The organism is Micromonospora sp. NPDC005203 (assembly GCF_042872705.1).
Lineage (GTDB): Bacteria > Actinomycetota > Actinomycetes > Mycobacteriales > Micromonosporaceae > Micromonospora.
Genome location: NZ_JBIAKV010000002.1, coordinates 970,713 through 985,111, shown reverse-complemented (window position 1 = coordinate 985,111; position 14,399 = coordinate 970,713). Strand labels below are relative to the sequence as shown.

The window sequence follows — 14,399 nt, the reverse complement described above, 5'->3', positions numbered from 1 at the left end:
CTAAGGTTATGCGCGCGAGTCTGCCACGTGACGCTTGGTTGTCGAGACGCCGTGGCATATTTCACCGCCGACGACGTGGGGCCGCTAGCCGGCCGGCGCGCTGGTCAGAGCCAGCAGTTCCGCGACGAACTCCGCCGGCCGCTCCAGGTGCGGGCTGTGTCCGCAGCCGGGCAGCACCACCTCCTGGTACGCGCCGCCGGCCGCCACGTACCGCTCCAGCACCGATCGGGTCTGGCCCACCATCGGCTGCGGCGGGCAGGCCTCCTCGCCGGGCCAGCCGGGTACGAGACCCAGCGAGCCCAGGTACGCCAGGTCGAACAGTGAGGTGTCCGAGACGATGACGTCGGCGTCGCCGCGTACCCAGGTGACCGGGGGCTTGTCGGCGACGGCCACCAGCTCGTCGGCGAGCCGGAACCAGGTCGGCGCGAGCGCGTTGAGCACACCCCGTCTCCCCGGCGCGGTGCCCGGCCAGTTCGCCGAGGGTGCCGCCGTGCCCGGGTAGTTGTCGTCCCCGGTGGCGGTGGAGAGCACCGTGTCCAGGAGCAGGTTCTCGTCCGCGCCCAGTGCCGCCGGGTCGGCCACATAGGTGGCGCGCAGGACCGCGCGCGGGCTGGCCGGGGCGTCCGCGCTCCGATCGCCGGCGGCGAGCCGGGCGACGAAGTCCGGATTGGCCGTACCCGCGCCGGTGCCGGCGAAGTCGGGGGTGGTGGGTGTGCCGGTCAGGTCGCGGGTGCCGCCGAAGCCGTACGGGGAGACCGGTGCCGCGAGCAGCAGCGCGCCCACCCGGTCTGGATGGTCGACGAGGAGACGCATCGCCACCCCGCCCCCGAGGGAGTGCCCGACGACCACCGGGCGGGTGTCGTTGGCGCCGAAGAGCGTCGGGTCGTCCAGGAGGGCGGCCACGTCGTCGGCGAAGTCCCGCAGGCCCCGGGTGGCGTCCACCGGGGCGGTCGCGGAGTCGCCGTACCCGCGCAGGTCGGGGGCGACCACCCGCAGCGTGGGCGGCAGCCGCCGGACCAGCGGCTCCCAGAACAGCGCGGAGGAGCAGTTGCCGTGGATCAGCAGCACCGGGACGCCATCCGGCGGGCCGGCCACGCGGACCGCCTGGGTGATGCCGTTCGCCGTGACGCTCCGCTGCTCGGTTTCCATCCGCGGGATGGTGCCACGCCCGCTGGCGCGGGTCCAGGTGCCGGACAGCCACCCCGGGCGCGGCCCAGGTGTGGGCCACACCCGGGTCGGCGGGCGCTGGTCAGCGGCGGGCGCTGGGCGGCGCGGCCAACGGCAACGGCAGTGTCGGTCGGACGTCCCGCCGGGACGGGCCGAAGCTGAGCCCCACCGGATCGGTGTGTGCCACCCCCGGGTCGAACAGGCGCAGTTCGGTACGGCCGAGTCGGATCACGTCACCGTCGGAGAGAAGCTCGACCTCGGTGATCCGGCGGTCGTTGAGCCAGGTGCCGTTTGTCGAGCCGAGGTCCCGTAGCGCCGGACCCTCCGGGGCCAGCCACACCTCGGCGTGGCGGCGGCTCAGGTGCGGGTCGCTGATGACGACATGACCGGTCGGTGCTCGGCCGACCACCTGTGGTTCGACCCGAAGTCGGAAACTCGCTCCGCGCATCGGCCCACCCGCCACCGTCAGCAGCGGCATAAGTTCCGGATGTTCCTCCATGGACAGTCAGCCCTCCACCCCACACCGTTACTCCGCGCGTCAGCCTGCCATCAGACGGTAGTCATCGATACCGCCCAGCCGGTCAGCTCCTCGCCACCTCCCGGCTACCCGCCGTTCGACGATTCGGGCGGGTCGCGTCAGTCACCAACACCCTGGCCTGCACTGATCAACGATCAGGCGCAGCCGTACGACGCCGGGCCGGTCGGCCACGATCTGGACCTACCGGTGAGTAATCCTCGGGTCTAGACTTCCGCCATGACGGCTGTGCAGGTCCCCGGTCTTCCGGTCATCGAGGCGGGTCGGCTGGTCTCCACCAGCCCGGCCACCGGCGCCGAGGCCGGCCGCTTCGCGGTCGCGACCGACGCCGACGTGCGGCGGGCCGTCGAGGACGCCCGCGCCGCCAGCGGGTGGTGGGCCGGGCTCGGCTTCACCGACCGCCGCGAACGGATGCTGCGCTGGCGCGCCCTGCTCGCCAAGCGCATCGAGGAGCTGGCCGAGCTGGTGCACGTCGAGGGTGGCAAGCCGACCGCCGACGCCATCGTCGAGATCGTCACCGCAATCGAGCACATCGACTGGGCCGCCCGCAACGCCAGCCGGGTGCTCGGCCCGCGCCGGGTGCGGTCCCGGCTCATCCTCGCCGAGTTCTCCGGTCACCTCGAATACCAGCCGCACGGCGTGGTGGGCGTGATCGGGCCGTGGAATTATCCGGTCTTCACGCCGATCGGTTCCGCCGCGTACGCGTTGGCCGCGGGTAACGCCGTGGTGCTCAAGCCGAGCGAATACACCCCGGCCGCCGGCCAGTGGCTGGTGGACAGCTTCGCCGAGGTGGTGCCCGAGCACCGGGTGTTCAGCGCCGTGCACGGGCTGGGCGACGTGGGCGCCGCGCTGTGCCGCTCCGGGGTCGACAAGCTGGCCTTCACCGGCTCGACCGCCACCGCCCGCAAGGTGATGGCCGCCTGCGCCGAGACGCTGACCCCGGTGCTGATCGAGGGCGGCGGCAAGGACGCCATGATCGTCGACAGCGACGCCGACCTGGACGCCGCGGCCGAGGCGTGCGTCTGGGGCGGCATGACCAACGCGGGCCAAACCTGCATCGGCATCGAGCGGGTGTACGCCGTCGACTCGGTCTTCGACGCCTTCGTCGACAAGGTGGTCGCCCGCGCCGGTCGGTTGACAGTGGGGCCGGAGGGCACCGACATCGGGCCGATCACCATGCCCCGGCAGATCGACGTGATCCGCCGGCACATCGACGCCGCGATCGACTCCGGTGGGCGCGCCGTGCTCGGTGGTCCGAGCGCCGTGCAGCCGCCGTACGTGCACCCGACCGTGCTCGTGGACGTCCCGGAGGAGTCGGCCGCCGTCCAGGAGGAGACGTTCGGCCCCACGCTGACCATCAGCCGGGTCCGCGACGCCGACGAGGCCGTCACCCGCGCCAACGCCCTGCCGTACGGCCTCGGGGGTTCGGTCTTCGGCCGGCGGCGGGCGGTGTCCATCGCGCGGCGGCTGCGCTCCGGCATGGCCTCGATCAACTCCAGCCTGACCTTCGCCGGCATGTCCACCCTGCCGTTCGGCGGGGTCGGCGACTCCGGCTTCGGGCGGATCCACGGGGAGGACGGGCTGCGCGAGTTCGGCCGGGCCAAGGCGATCACCCGCCGTCGGGCCCGGTCGCTGTTGCCCTCGATGACCTTCGAGCGCACCCCGACCGACGTGGCACGACTCGTCAAGGCCATCAAGGTGATGTACGGCAGATGAGTGTCGGATAACCGATCTCGGCGAAGATCGGCGTATCCACATGTTTATACGCGGTGTCGGCGGCGGTACATTGCGTTAAATGGGCCCCAATCGATTGCGCTACCGCCTTGTCGACAGCGACCAGTCGTGGAGTGCGCGGCGGCGCCAGCACCGCTCGGACTGGTTGGCACGCACCTTCCCCGAGATCGGCGAGATGCACGTGGTCGATCTCGGTGGTCGGCTCGGCACCTGGCACCGCGCGACTGTCCGGCCGGCCCGGGTGACGGTCATCAACCTGGAGCAGCCGCCCGCCGTCGTGCCGGACTGGGCCCACGTCGAACAGGCCGACGCCTGCGACCTGCCCGCACGCCTCGCCAGGACCGAGTACGACCTGGTCTTCTCCAATTCCGTCCTGGAGCATGTGGGCGGGCACGAACGCCGGCTACGCTTCGCCGCCGCCGCCCGCGCGATGGCCGACCGGCACTGGGTGCAGACGCCCTACCGCTACTTCCCCATCGAGCCACACTGGATCGCGCCCGGGATGCAGTTCCTGCCGGTACGACTGCGCACCGCGCTCGCCCGCCGTTGGCCGCTGGGCCACAAGCCGACCCGCAGCCACGACGCCGCCATCCACCAGGTGCTCTGGACCGAGTTGCTGGACCGCTCGCAGATGCGCCACTACTTCCCCGACTCGCAGATGCTCGTCGAGCGGGCGTTCGGCCTGCCCAAGTCGCTGATCGCGGTGCGTAGCGGCGGGTGAGCCGGTCAGAAGAGCGTCAGTTCGTCCTTCTCGATGCCCCGCAGCCGGTCGTAGTTCACGACCACGCACCGGATGCCCCGGTCCGCGGCGAGCACCCGGGCCTGCGGCTTGATCTCCTGAGCCGCGAAGACCCCGGCCACCGGGCTGAGCAGCGGGTCACGGTTCATCAACTCGAGGTATCGAGTCAGCTGCTCCACACCGTCGATGTCACCGCGCCGCTTGACCTCGACGGCGACCGCGCCGGAGTTGGCGTCCCGGCACAGCAGGTCGACCGGGCCGATCGCCGTCATGTACTCGCGGCGGACCAGCGTGAATCCCTCGCCCAACGCGCCGGGGTTGGCGGCCAACAACTCCTGGAGGTGCGCCTCCACCCCGTCCTTGCGCAGGCCCGGGTCCACCCCCAGCTCGTACGAGGTGTCCTGGAAGATCTCCTCCAGGGTGATCCGCAGCTCCTCGCCGGCCTTGTTGACCACCCGCCACACGCCGGGGGCCTCCTCCAGCCGACAGGGCGGGCTCATCCAGTTCAACGGCTTGTACGCCCGGTCGTCGGCATGGATCGACACCGACCCGTCCGCCTTCACCATCAGCAACCGGGTGGCCGGCGGCAGGTGAGCCGAGAGCCGTCCGACATAGTCCACCGAGCACTTCGCAATGACCAACCGCACCCGACGAGGGTAGCCGAGGACCCACCGGTCGCCGCCGAGCGGCACTGGCGCGTCGATGCCATGCTGAGACCGTGTTCGAAGTCCTCACCGGCACCGGCCTCGCCGCCTCAGCGGGGCTGAACGCCTACATACCCCTGCTCGCCCTCGGCCTCCTCGGCCGCTACACCGACCTGATCGACCTGCCGAGCGGCTGGACCTGGCTCGGCAACGGCTGGGTCATCGTCATCCTGGCCGTGCTGCTCGCCGTGGAGATGGTGGCGGACAAGGTGCCCGTGGTCGACCACATCAACGACGTGGTGCAGACCGTGGTCCGACCCACAGCCGGTGGCCTGGCCTTCGGCGCCGGATCCTCGTCGGAGACGGTGACGGTCAGCGATCCGGGCAGTTTCTTCTCCTCGCACCAGTGGGTGCCTGTCGTCACCGGCGTGCTGCTGGCGTTGGGCGTGCACCTGCTCAAGTCCGCGGCACGGCCGGTCATCAACGCGACCACTGCCGGGTTCGGCGCCCCGGTGGCCAGCACCGCCGAGGACGCCACGAGCGTGGTGGTCTCCCTGGTGGCGATCATCCTGCCCGTGCTGGTGCTGGCTTTCCTGCTGGGTCTGGTGGTCTTCGTCTTCTGGTTCCTCCGGCGGCGCTCGGTTCGCCGCCGGGAACGCGACGCGGCCCGCGCCGCCGGCTTCCGCGTCTGACCTGGTCGGCGGCGGATCGGCGGCTCGCCATACCCGGGTTGCGCGGGCCGACAAAAGCCTAGGATCGGGGCAAGACCTAGAGGAGGTTGGCATGACTGCAGCTTTGGAGATGCCCCGAGTCCAGGAATGCGTGGTCGCCGCGTGCGCGTACAACCAGGCGGGTGACTGCCACGCCTTCGCAATCACGATCGGCAGCATGGATCACGCGCACTGCCACACCTTCGTCGAGTCGCCCATCCGGGGTGGCGTGGACGGAATGACCGCCCAGGTCGGCGCCTGCCAGCGAGACGACTGTCGGCACAACGAGCAGTTGGAGTGCCACGCGTCGTCGATCAAGGTCGGCCCGGACAACGACCTGGCCGACTGCATGACGTACGCCGGCCGCTGACCCGCTCTCAGCGCGTCAGGGCAGGTCGTTGGCGCGTCGGATGACCGTCACCAGGTCGTCGATGATGTCGGTCAGGGCGAAGTCCTTCGGGGTGAAGACCCGGGCCACCCCGGCTGCCCGCAGCGTGTCGGCGTCACCGGCGGGGATGATGCCGCCCACGACCACCGGCAGGTCGGCCCGCCCGGCGGCGCGCAGCCCGTCCAGCACCGCGGGCACGGCGGCCAGATGCGATCCGGAGAGCACGGACAGCCCGACCAGGTCGACGTCCTCCTCGACGGCGGCGGCGACGAGCTGCCCCGCGGTCAGCCGGATGCCCTGGTAGACGACCTCGAAACCGGCGTCGCGGGCACGTACCGCGATCTGCTCCGCGCCGTTGGAGTGCCCGTCCAGGCCGGGTTTGCCCACCAGCAGCCGCAGCCGGCCGCTGCCCAACTCCCGGGCGGTGGCGACCACCCGCTCGCGGACGGCGGCGAGGCCCGGGTCCCCGCCGCCGCCGGTGCCGCCGGCCAGACCGGTCGGCGCCCGGTACTCGCCGAAGACCTGCCGCAGCGCTCCGGCCCACTCGCCGGTGGTCACCCCGACCCGCACGCACTCCACGCTGGCCGGCATCAGGTTGGTGGTGGTCGCGGCGTCCGAACGGAGCCGGGAGAGGGCCGCGTCGACGGCGTCCGCGTCCCGATCGGCCCGCCACCGGTGTACGCCCTCCGTGGCGGCCGCCTCGACCGCCGGATCGACCTGCTCGACGGCTTCGGCACCGGCGGCGGTGAGCGGGGAGGATTCGGTCTCGGCATACCGGTTGACCCCGACAACCACGTCGGCACCGGACTCCATCCGTCGCCGGCGCTCGGCCAGCGAGGCGACAAGCGCGCTCTTGAGGTAGCCGGTCTCCACGGCGGCGACGACACCACCGCGCTCCAGCACCCTGTCCAGCTCGATCCGCGCCCCGCTGACGACCTCGTCGACGAGCGCCGTCATCACGTGCGAGCCGGCGAAGAGATCGGGATATTCGAGCAGATCCGACTCGTACGCCAGGACCTGCTGCATCCGCAGTGACCACTGCTGGTCCCAGGGGCGGGGCAGGCCGAGCGCCTCGTTCCAGGCGGGTAGCTGCACCGCGCGGGCCCGGGCGTCGCGGGACATCGTCACGCCGAGCATCTCCAGCACGATGCGTTGGATGTTGTTCTCCGGCTGTGCCTCGGTGAGGCCGAGCGAGTTGACCTGCACGCCGTAGCGGAACCGCCGTTGCCGGGCGTCGGTGACGCCGTACCGCTCCCGGGTGATCTCGTCCCACAGCACCCCGAACGCGCGCATCTTGGCGATCTCCTCGACGAAACGCACCCCGGCGTTGACGAAGAACGAGATCCGCTGCACCACGTCGCCCATCCGCTCGGGCGGCACCTGACCGGAGTCTCGGACCGCGTCGAGCACGGCGACCGCGGTGGCCAGCGCGAAACCGACCTCCTGCACGGGCGTGGCACCGGCCTCCTGGAGGTGGTACGAGCAGATGTTCACCGGGTTCCACCGGGGCATCGCCGTCAGCGTGTGGGCGATGACGTCGGCGGTCAGTCGCAGTGAGGCGGCCGGCGGAAAGATGTAGGTCCCCCGGGACAGGTACTCCTTGATGATGTCGTTCTGGGTGGTGCCGGCGCAGCGGGCCAGGTCGGCGCCCTGTTCCAGCCCCACGGTCGCGTACAGGGCGAGCAGCCACATCGCCGTGGCGTTGATGGTCATCGAGGTGTTCGTCTCGGCGAGCGGTATGCCGTCGAAGAGCGCCCGCATGTCGCCGAGGTGGGCCACCGGCACGCCGACCCGACCGACCTCACCGGTGGCCAACTCGTGGTCCGGGTCGTACCCGGTCTGGGTGGGTAGGTCGAAGGCGACCGAGAGACCGGTCTGCCCCTTCGCCAGGTTGCGCCGGAAGAGGGCGTTGGTCGCGGTGGCCGACGAGTGGCCGGCGTAGGTACGCATCACCCACGGGCGGTCCCGATCGGGCAGCCGTCCCGTAGATGCCGTCTCATCCATGGCTGGAGCTTAAGTTACCGTTCAGTAAAACGGACTGTGGAAAACCACACAGGTCCATGTCGGGGACGTCTGGGCGCGAAGCGCGCGCAGTGGTGCGCACCGCTATACCCCGGACACCACCCCGGCCGGGTCAGGACGCACACTGGACGGCATGGATGACGAGCTGGCCATCTCCGTCCGCGGGTTGCGCAAGGCGTACGGCGACAACGTCGCGGTGGCGGGCGTGGACCTCGACGTGCGCCGGGGCGAGGTGTTCGCGTTGCTCGGCCCGAACGGCGCCGGCAAGACCACCACCGTGGAGATCCTGGAGGGTTACCGACGCCGGGATGCCGGCGAGGTCTTCGTGCTCGGCACGGACCCGGCGCAGCAGCACGCCGACTGGCGCGCCCGCGTCGGCATCGTGCTCCAGGGCACCGGCGAGTTCGACGAGCTGACCGTGGCCGAGGTGATCCGGCACTTCTCCGGCTTCTATCCCGACGCCGACGACCCGGACAAGGTGATCGAGCGGGTCGGGCTGGCCGACAAGGCGAAGGCCCGGACACACACCCTCTCCGGCGGGCAGAAGCGCCGCCTGGACGTGGCGCTGGGCATCGTCGGTCGTCCCGAGCTGCTCTTCCTCGACGAGCCGACCACCGGCTTCGACCCGGAGGCCCGCCGCGAGTTCTGGGAGCTGATCCGCGACCTCGCCGCGGCCGGCACCACGATCGTGCTGACCACGCACTACCTGGACGAGGCGGAGGCGCTCGCCGACCGGGTCGGGGTGATCGCCGGCGGCCGACTGGTCGAGGTGGCCGCCCCGAACCAACTGGGCAACCGGCAGGAGGCGCTCGCGACGGTCTCCTGGCGTACCCCGGACGGGACGCCGGAAAGCGCGCAGAGCGCGACGCCGACGGCCCTGGTGGCCGACCTGGCCACGCGCTACGGCGGCGAGGTCCCCGGTCTCACGGTGACCCGGCCGACCCTGGAGGACGTCTACCTCACCATGATCGGACACGCGCGATGACGACCACGACGAAGCCGGCGACGCCGGTCACCGCGACCCGCGGCCGTCGGCCGGGTGCCGGCGCGCTCGCCCTGCGCCAGGGCCGGCTGGAGATCACCCAGTTCCTGCGCAGCCGGGAGTCCGTGGTCTTCACCATGGGCTTCCCGATCATCATGATCCTGATCTTCGCCTCGATCTTCAGCGGGGAGATCGGTGGCGGGGTCAAGTTCACGCAATATTTCATCACCGGCATGATCGCGACCGGCCTGATGACGGTGAGCTTCCAGAACCTGGGCATCTGGATCCCGATCGAGCGGGACCGCGGGGTGCTCAAGCGCTACCGGGGCACACCCATGCCGAAGTGGGTCTGGTTCGCCGGCAAGGTGATCATGGTGGTGGCGATCGGTATCGCCGAGACCGTGCTGCTGCTGACCGTCGCGGTGGCGCTGTTCGACCTCGACCTGCCGGGCACCGCCGGGAAATGGTTCACCTTCGGCTGGGTCGCCGTGCTCGGGGTGACCGCGTGCACCCTGTGCGGCATCGCCATCTCGTCGCTGGCCCGCACCGCCCGCAGCGGCTCGGCGGTGGTCACCCCGGTCGCCCTGGTGCTCCAGTTCATCTCCGGGGTGTTCTTCGTCTTCACCGACCTGCCCACCTGGATGCAGCAGGTGGCGGCGCTGTTCCCACTCAAGTGGATGTGCCAGGGGCTGCGGTCGGTCTTCCTGCCGGAGAGCTTCGGCGCCCAGGAGCCGGGCGGCTCGTTCGAGCTGGGCCGGGTCGCGCTGGTGCTGGCCGTGTGGTGCGTGATCGGTGTGGTGCTCTGCCTGACCACCTTCCGCTGGACCACCAAGCGCGACGGCTGACCCGTTCCGGGGTCCCGAACCGCCCCGGGGCCTGCCAGACTTTGTCGATGACCGCTCGACCGACCCGGCGTAGTTTCCTGCTCGCGGGTGCGGGTGCGGGAGTGACGGCGCTGGCGGTCGGGGTCGGCTGGGCCGCCCGCGGCCTGATCCGTCCCTCGCCGGCACGGCCGACGCCCCCGGACGCGCCCGCCGGTGACGAGCGGCTGACCAGCCGGCCGTCCGCCGCACGTGGCCGCTCGGTCGACTTCTACACGGCCGTCCCGGACGGGCACGGCGACGGCCGGGGGTTGCCGGTCTGCCTGGTGCTGCACGGCGCGTCCACCACCGCGCGCGACTTCCCCGGGCTCGGCCTGGGGCGCTTCCTGACCGACGCGGTACGCCGGGGCGCGCCGCCGTTCGTGCTCGCCGGAGCGACAGGCGACCGCCTCTCCTGGCGCCCCGCCGGTCGGGACGACCCGCAACGGATGGTGCGCGAGGAGTTGCCGGCCTGGTGTGCCGAGCGGGGCTTCGACGCCACCCGGCTGGCGGCCTGGGGCTGGTCGATGGGGGGCTTCGGCTCGCTGTTGCTCGCCGAGACCTGGCCGGGGCTGCTCCGGACGGTGGCGGCCTTCTCCCCCGCCGTCGCGCCCGGTGATGACGTCTTCGCCGGTGTCGACCGGCTACGCGGCACCCCGCTGGGTCTGTGGTGCGGCCGGCAGGACGACTTCCTCGACGACGTGCAGGCGCTGGAGCGAGCCCTGCCGGAACCGGCGGCTCACGCGGAGTACGCCGACGGCCGGCACGACTTCCGCTACTGGGGAAGGGTCATACCCAGCGCCCTCGACTTCGTCGCGGCAGCGCTGGCCGCGCCGCCCGGGCCGTCCGGCCCGAAATGACCCCGGGGACCGCGAACGGACCCCGGGGCTGGACGTCTCAGTAGGTGTAGAAGCCCTTGCCGGTCTTGCGGCCGAGGTCGCCGGCGGTGACCATCCGCTGGAGCAGCTCCGGCGGAAAGAACTTCTCGTCGGCCGTGTCGGTGTAGATGTTCTTCGAGGCGTGCAGCAGCACGTCCACGCCGGTCAGGTCGGTGGTGGCCAAGGGTCCCATCGCGTGCCCGAAGCCCAGCCGGCAGGCCGTGTCCAGGTCCTCGGCGGACACCACGCCGGACTCGACAAGCTTGACCGCCTCCATGACCAGGGCGGAGATCAGCCGGGTGGTGACGAAGCCGGCGATGTCCCGGTTGACCACCACCACCGTCTTGCCGATCTCCTCGGCGAAGGCCCGCGCGGTGTCCAGCGTCGCATCGCTGGTCTGGTAGCCGCGTACCAGCTCGCAGAGCTGCATCATCGGCACCGGGGAGAAGAAGTGGGTGCCGACGACCGCCTCGGGCCGCTCGGTCGCCGCGGCGATCTGGGTGACCGGGATGGCCGAGGTGTTGGTGGCGAGCACCGCGTCCGACTTGCAGATCTTGTCCAGAGCGCGGAACACCTCGTGCTTGATCTCCAGCCGCTCGAAGACCGCCTCGACCACGATGTCCGCGTCGGCCGCCGCCTCCAGCTCGGTGGTCGGGGTGATCCGGGCCAGCGTCGCCTCGACCTCGGACGCCTCGATCTTGCCCTTCTCGGCGAACTTCTCCAACGACTTCCGGATGCCGGCAAGCCCTCGGGTGGTGGCCGCGTCGTCCAGGTCGCGCAGTGTCACCTGCCAGCCCGCCTGCGCCGCCACCTGGGCGATGCCGGAACCCATCAACCCAGCCCCGACGACCGCGAGTCGACCCGCCATCTGCTTCTCCCTCGCTGCGAATGAGTGCCTGCGAACACCCTAGTCGGCGAGCCTGAACGATGATTAAGCGCTCGACCCGACAGGATGTCTGGCGATCTCGGTGAGCTTGCGGCAGGTGACGGATCCACGACTCCGCTCGGCGAACAAACTCCCCCCGCGGGTGCATCGAACCCTACGACAGCAAACCAGTGGAATGAGCCAGGAGTTCATCATGCGTGCCACGCCCTTGGTCGGAACCCTCACCTGCCTTCTGCTCGTCGCCGCGTGCACGTCACCGGCACACCAGAGCGGCAACGCCGCGCCGGCCGGCTCACCGGACCCCGCGACCAGCGCGGCCACCACCGGGACGCCCCCGTCGTCCACGCCCTCCGCGTCGCTTACGCCCTCCGCGTCGCCCACGCCGTCGGCGCGGCCGTCGAGCACCACCGAACAGCTCGTCCTGGGACCGAACGGATTCGGCTCCCTGAAGCTCGGAATGACCCGTCAGCAGGCCACCGCGACCGGGATGCTGCGGAACCCCTTCCGCGGCACCAGCGGCTGCGGTACGTCATTCCTGCGCGCCGCCCCCACCGAGGAGGGGACCGTCGACCTCTCGCCGACCGTGGGAATCGTCTCCATCAGCGGGTGGCCCGGCATCAGGACGCCGGAGGGTCTACGCATCGGCATGTCCAGCGCCGAGATGCTTCGGATGTACCCGGGTTACCGAGCCGCCGAGAACGCGGAGGCGACAAACGCTCGCGGCTACGTCAAGGTCGCCGGCAACGCCAAGGCCGTCTACTTCATCCTGACGAGGGACGGCAAGATCACCGCGCTGGCCCTGCAGCACGTGGACCAGGACTGCTTCGACTGACCCGGCCCGGCCCGGCCGGCCTGCGGCGCCAGCGAGCTGGACATCCGCAGGCCGGCCAGGATCTCGTCGGTCAGGTCGGCGTCACCGACCTGCTTGATCTGCACGTAGACGCCGTAGCCGCGCTGCGGCACGGTGAGTACCACCTCGCTGAACGAGACCGAGGCGCCACACGAGGTCCACCGCCGTATCCGCGCCTGGTTACCGCCCACGTCCACGGTCCGGTCGGGCTGCGGGACGCAGGAGGTGTGGCTGGGCAGGGCGGGTGCCGCGCCGCCGGCGAGCAGTGCCCTGCTCGCGCCGACGAACACGCCCGTTATACCGCTCGCCGGATCGGACCAGACGTCGAGATCCGGAGCGACCGCGAGGCCCGGCGCCTGACCCGCGGGAAGTCGCAGCACCGAAGGATCCCAACCGCCGTCCTTCACCTGGCCGGCCCAGCTCGACGGCACCGCGACCGACAGGGCACCGGAGACATCGAAGACGCGTACCCAGCCCGACCGTGCCGGCAGGGTGGCGCTGGAACCCGCCGTCGCCAGCAGCGCGGTCAGTGCGACCCCGACGCCGACGACCCGTGCCGACAGCCGCACGAACCGGCCGCGGCCCGTGTCCCGCTCCATGGCGGCGATCACCCGGCGCAGCTCGTCGAGCATGACCGCGGCGGACGCCCACCGTTGCCGAGGGTCGTGATGCAACGCGCGGCGCACCAGATCGTCCACCGTGGACGGGACACCGGGCCGCACCTGGGACGGCCTGGGCAACGACCGCCCACCCCTACCCGCGCGACTGGCCTGCTCGGGAGGGTTCCCGGTCAGCATGTGGTACAGGGTCGCGCCGATCGCGTAGACGTCGGCGCGGACGTCCAGGCCCCCGCCCGGGGTGGCCTGCTCGGGAGGCATGTAGCCGGGTGTGCCGGCGGCGATGGTGAAGCCGGACGCGTTCGCGAGCGCCTTGGCCAGGCCGAGGTCGGCGACGAGCACCCGATCCCGATCCGCGGCCGGCTCGAACAACACATTGGACGGCTTGAGGTCGCGGTGCAGCACACCGGCCTCGTGCAGCACGGTGACGGCACCGGCGATGTCGGCCGCGACGAGCAGGGCCTCCCGTACCGGCATCGGCCCCGAGCCGAGCCGATCCGCGAGGGTGCCACCGGCCACGTACGGCATCACCAGGTACGGCCGGCCGTCCGGCAGCTCACCGACGTCGAGGACTCGCACGAGCAGGCTGGAATCCGTCCGCCGCATGATCCGCGCTTCCTGCTCGAAGCGCTCCCGCAGATCGGCGTGGTACGACCAGTTGTCCGCCAGCACCTTGATCGCCACCGACGCGTCCAGGGCATCGTCCGCACCGAGCCACACGGTGGCGAAGGCTCCGGAGCCGATACGTCGCAGAATGCGATATCGGCCGATCCTGTCGGGTACTGACACGCCCGTATTATGGCCCGCAGAACGCGGGGGAACGGGGCCTGAGCATGCCAGACGATCTTGAAATCGAAGAACTCGCCGGCCGCGCCGCCACGGGCGACGCCGCCGCTCTCGACGCGCTGCTGAGCAGGATCGGCCCGCAGGTCCTGCGGCAGTGTCTGCGCCTCCTCCCGTGCCGGCAGGACGCCGAAGAGGCGTGCCAGGACGCCCTTCTCCAGGTCGCCCGCAAGATCGACGGCTTCGCGGGGCGGTCGAGGTTCTCCACCTGGCTGTACGTCGTCACGGCCAACTGCGCCCGGCAGACGTACCGGAGCCTCAAGCGCCGGGCCGGCGAGCAGTCCACGCCACTGCTCCCGCTCGACGCCGCCGACCCGCGCACGACGAGCGTGATCGCGGGCTCCCGGCTCGACCTGCTCGACGCGCTGGAACGGCTCGAGGCTCACCGACCCGAACTCGTCGCCCCTCTGGTGATGCGTGATCTGTGCCAGTTGACCTACGAGGAGATCGCCGACCACCTCGCCATTCCGGTCGGCACAGTGAAGTCACGCATCCACGACGCGCGACGACACGTACGGGCGTCGCTGCGGGCCGCCTGACGCGG

Annotated in this window: 15 protein-coding genes; 9 read left to right on the top strand and 6 right to left on the bottom strand. The window is 71.2% G+C overall.

Annotated features, from left to right (window positions below):
* Nucleotides 1-84: 84 nt before the first annotated feature.
* Both ACFYPM_RS09880 and ACFYPM_RS09875 read right to left on the bottom strand, forming a co-directional pair.
* Nucleotides 85-1,149 carry an alpha/beta fold hydrolase gene (locus ACFYPM_RS09880; protein ID WP_387193274.1) on the bottom strand — a complete coding sequence of 355 codons (1,065 nt, stop codon included), beginning with the start codon at nt 1,147-1,149 and terminating at the stop codon, nt 85-87.
* 100 nt (nt 1,150-1,249) lie between these two features.
* Nucleotides 1,250-1,615: an FHA domain-containing protein gene (locus ACFYPM_RS09875; protein WP_387193271.1), complete on the bottom strand. Its 366-nt coding sequence runs from the start codon at nt 1,613-1,615 to the stop codon at nt 1,250-1,252.
* 306 nt (nt 1,616-1,921) lie between these two features.
* Here ACFYPM_RS09875 and ACFYPM_RS09870 point away from each other — a divergent pair, with 306 nt between their 5' ends.
* Both ACFYPM_RS09870 and ACFYPM_RS09865 read left to right on the top strand, forming a co-directional pair.
* Nucleotides 1,922-3,418 carry an aldehyde dehydrogenase family protein gene (locus tag ACFYPM_RS09870; RefSeq protein ID WP_387193268.1) on the top strand — a complete coding sequence of 499 codons (1,497 nt, stop codon included), beginning with the start codon at nt 1,922-1,924 and terminating at the stop codon, nt 3,416-3,418.
* Nucleotides 3,419-3,497: 79 nt separating this feature from the next.
* Nucleotides 3,498-4,157, top strand: a complete 660-nt coding sequence (locus ACFYPM_RS09865) for a class I SAM-dependent methyltransferase (RefSeq protein ID WP_387193265.1) — start codon at nt 3,498-3,500, stop codon at nt 4,155-4,157.
* Between the two features lie 5 nt (nt 4,158-4,162).
* On the opposite strand, the gene nucS is transcribed toward ACFYPM_RS09865, so the two are convergent.
* Nucleotides 4,163-4,822 carry an endonuclease NucS gene (gene nucS, locus ACFYPM_RS09860; protein ID WP_357246312.1) on the bottom strand — a complete coding sequence of 220 codons (660 nt, stop codon included), beginning with the start codon at nt 4,820-4,822 and terminating at the stop codon, nt 4,163-4,165.
* A gap of 71 nt (nt 4,823-4,893) precedes the next feature.
* On the opposite strand from nucS, the gene ACFYPM_RS09855 reads away from it, so the two are divergent.
* Together ACFYPM_RS09855 and ACFYPM_RS09850 are read left to right on the top strand one after the other, a co-directional pair.
* A complete protein-coding gene (locus ACFYPM_RS09855; RefSeq protein ID WP_387193261.1) occupies nt 4,894-5,511 on the top strand; it encodes a DUF4126 domain-containing protein in 618 nt (205 codons plus the stop codon).
* A 91-nt stretch (nt 5,512-5,602) separates the two neighbouring features.
* Entirely contained in the window at nt 5,603-5,899 is a 297-nt protein-coding gene (locus tag ACFYPM_RS09850) for a DUF1540 domain-containing protein (protein WP_387193258.1), read from the top strand.
* Nucleotides 5,900-5,914: 15 nt separating this feature from the next.
* Here ACFYPM_RS09850 and ACFYPM_RS09845 read toward each other — a convergent pair whose 3' ends face one another.
* On the bottom strand, nt 5,915-7,921 hold the full coding sequence (locus ACFYPM_RS09845; RefSeq protein ID WP_387193255.1) for a protein meaA: 2,007 nt from the start codon (nt 7,919-7,921) through the stop codon (nt 5,915-5,917).
* 151 nt (nt 7,922-8,072) lie between these two features.
* Here ACFYPM_RS09845 and ACFYPM_RS09840 point away from each other — a divergent pair, with 151 nt between their 5' ends.
* The 3 genes from ACFYPM_RS09840 to ACFYPM_RS09830 are packed head-to-tail and all read left to right on the top strand — an operon-like array spanning nt 8,073 to nt 10,641.
* Complete coding sequence (locus tag ACFYPM_RS09840) at nt 8,073-8,924, top strand: ABC transporter ATP-binding protein (RefSeq protein ID WP_387193252.1); 852 nt, start codon at nt 8,073-8,075, stop codon at nt 8,922-8,924.
* Nucleotides 8,921-9,766, top strand: coding sequence for an ABC transporter permease (locus ACFYPM_RS09835; RefSeq protein WP_387193249.1), 846 nt, complete (start codon nt 8,921-8,923; stop codon nt 9,764-9,766). The genes ACFYPM_RS09840 and ACFYPM_RS09835 overlap by 4 nt, the downstream gene beginning before the upstream one ends.
* A 47-nt stretch (nt 9,767-9,813) precedes the next feature.
* Nucleotides 9,814-10,641: an alpha/beta hydrolase gene (locus ACFYPM_RS09830; protein WP_387193246.1), complete on the top strand. Its 828-nt coding sequence runs from the start codon at nt 9,814-9,816 to the stop codon at nt 10,639-10,641.
* A gap of 37 nt (nt 10,642-10,678) precedes the next feature.
* On the opposite strand, the gene ACFYPM_RS09825 is transcribed toward ACFYPM_RS09830, so the two are convergent.
* A complete protein-coding gene (locus ACFYPM_RS09825) occupies nt 10,679-11,527 on the bottom strand; it encodes a 3-hydroxyacyl-CoA dehydrogenase family protein (protein WP_387193243.1) in 849 nt (282 codons plus the stop codon).
* A 211-nt stretch (nt 11,528-11,738) separates the two neighbouring features.
* On the opposite strand from ACFYPM_RS09825, the gene ACFYPM_RS09820 reads away from it, so the two are divergent.
* The gene (locus ACFYPM_RS09820; RefSeq protein ID WP_387193240.1) at nt 11,739-12,377 is read left to right on the top strand and encodes a hypothetical protein; all 639 of its coding nucleotides are present in this window, start codon (nt 11,739-11,741) and stop codon (nt 12,375-12,377) included.
* Here the strand turns inward: ACFYPM_RS09820 and ACFYPM_RS09815 are convergent.
* Nucleotides 12,302-13,801 carry a serine/threonine-protein kinase gene (locus ACFYPM_RS09815; protein ID WP_387193237.1) on the bottom strand — a complete coding sequence of 500 codons (1,500 nt, stop codon included), beginning with the start codon at nt 13,799-13,801 and terminating at the stop codon, nt 12,302-12,304. The genes ACFYPM_RS09820 and ACFYPM_RS09815 overlap by 76 nt on opposite strands.
* 44 nt (nt 13,802-13,845) lie before the next feature.
* Here ACFYPM_RS09815 and ACFYPM_RS09810 point away from each other — a divergent pair, with 44 nt between their 5' ends.
* Nucleotides 13,846-14,394 (top strand): RNA polymerase sigma factor, encoded by a 549-nt coding sequence (locus ACFYPM_RS09810; protein WP_387193235.1) that lies wholly within the window; start codon nt 13,846-13,848, stop codon nt 14,392-14,394.
* Nucleotides 14,395-14,399 lie beyond the last annotated feature (5 nt).

Excerpts from the sequence above, each read along its gene's own strand:
- ACFYPM_RS09880 (WP_387193274.1), bottom strand. The coding sequence starts at position 1,149 with ATGGAAACCGAGCAGCGGAGCGTCACGGCGAACGGCATCACCCAGGCG.
- ACFYPM_RS09875 (WP_387193271.1), bottom strand. The coding sequence starts at position 1,615 with ATGCGCGGAGCGAGTTTCCGACTTCGGGTCGAACCACAGGTGGTCGGC.
- ACFYPM_RS09870 (WP_387193268.1), top strand. The coding sequence starts at position 1,922 with ATGACGGCTGTGCAGGTCCCCGGTCTTCCGGTCATCGAGGCGGGTCGG.
- ACFYPM_RS09865 (WP_387193265.1), top strand. The coding sequence starts at position 3,498 with ATGGGCCCCAATCGATTGCGCTACCGCCTTGTCGACAGCGACCAGTCG.
- ACFYPM_RS09850 (WP_387193258.1), top strand. The coding sequence starts at position 5,603 with ATGACTGCAGCTTTGGAGATGCCCCGAGTCCAGGAATGCGTGGTCGCC.
- ACFYPM_RS09845 (WP_387193255.1), bottom strand. The coding sequence starts at position 7,921 with ATGGATGAGACGGCATCTACGGGACGGCTGCCCGATCGGGACCGCCCG.
- ACFYPM_RS09840 (WP_387193252.1), top strand. The coding sequence starts at position 8,073 with ATGGATGACGAGCTGGCCATCTCCGTCCGCGGGTTGCGCAAGGCGTAC.
- ACFYPM_RS09835 (WP_387193249.1), top strand. The coding sequence starts at position 8,921 with ATGACGACCACGACGAAGCCGGCGACGCCGGTCACCGCGACCCGCGGC.
- ACFYPM_RS09830 (WP_387193246.1), top strand. The coding sequence starts at position 9,814 with ATGACCGCTCGACCGACCCGGCGTAGTTTCCTGCTCGCGGGTGCGGGT.
- ACFYPM_RS09825 (WP_387193243.1), bottom strand. The coding sequence starts at position 11,527 with ATGGCGGGTCGACTCGCGGTCGTCGGGGCTGGGTTGATGGGTTCCGGC.
- ACFYPM_RS09820 (WP_387193240.1), top strand. The coding sequence starts at position 11,739 with ATGCGTGCCACGCCCTTGGTCGGAACCCTCACCTGCCTTCTGCTCGTC.
- ACFYPM_RS09810 (WP_387193235.1), top strand. The coding sequence starts at position 13,846 with ATGCCAGACGATCTTGAAATCGAAGAACTCGCCGGCCGCGCCGCCACG.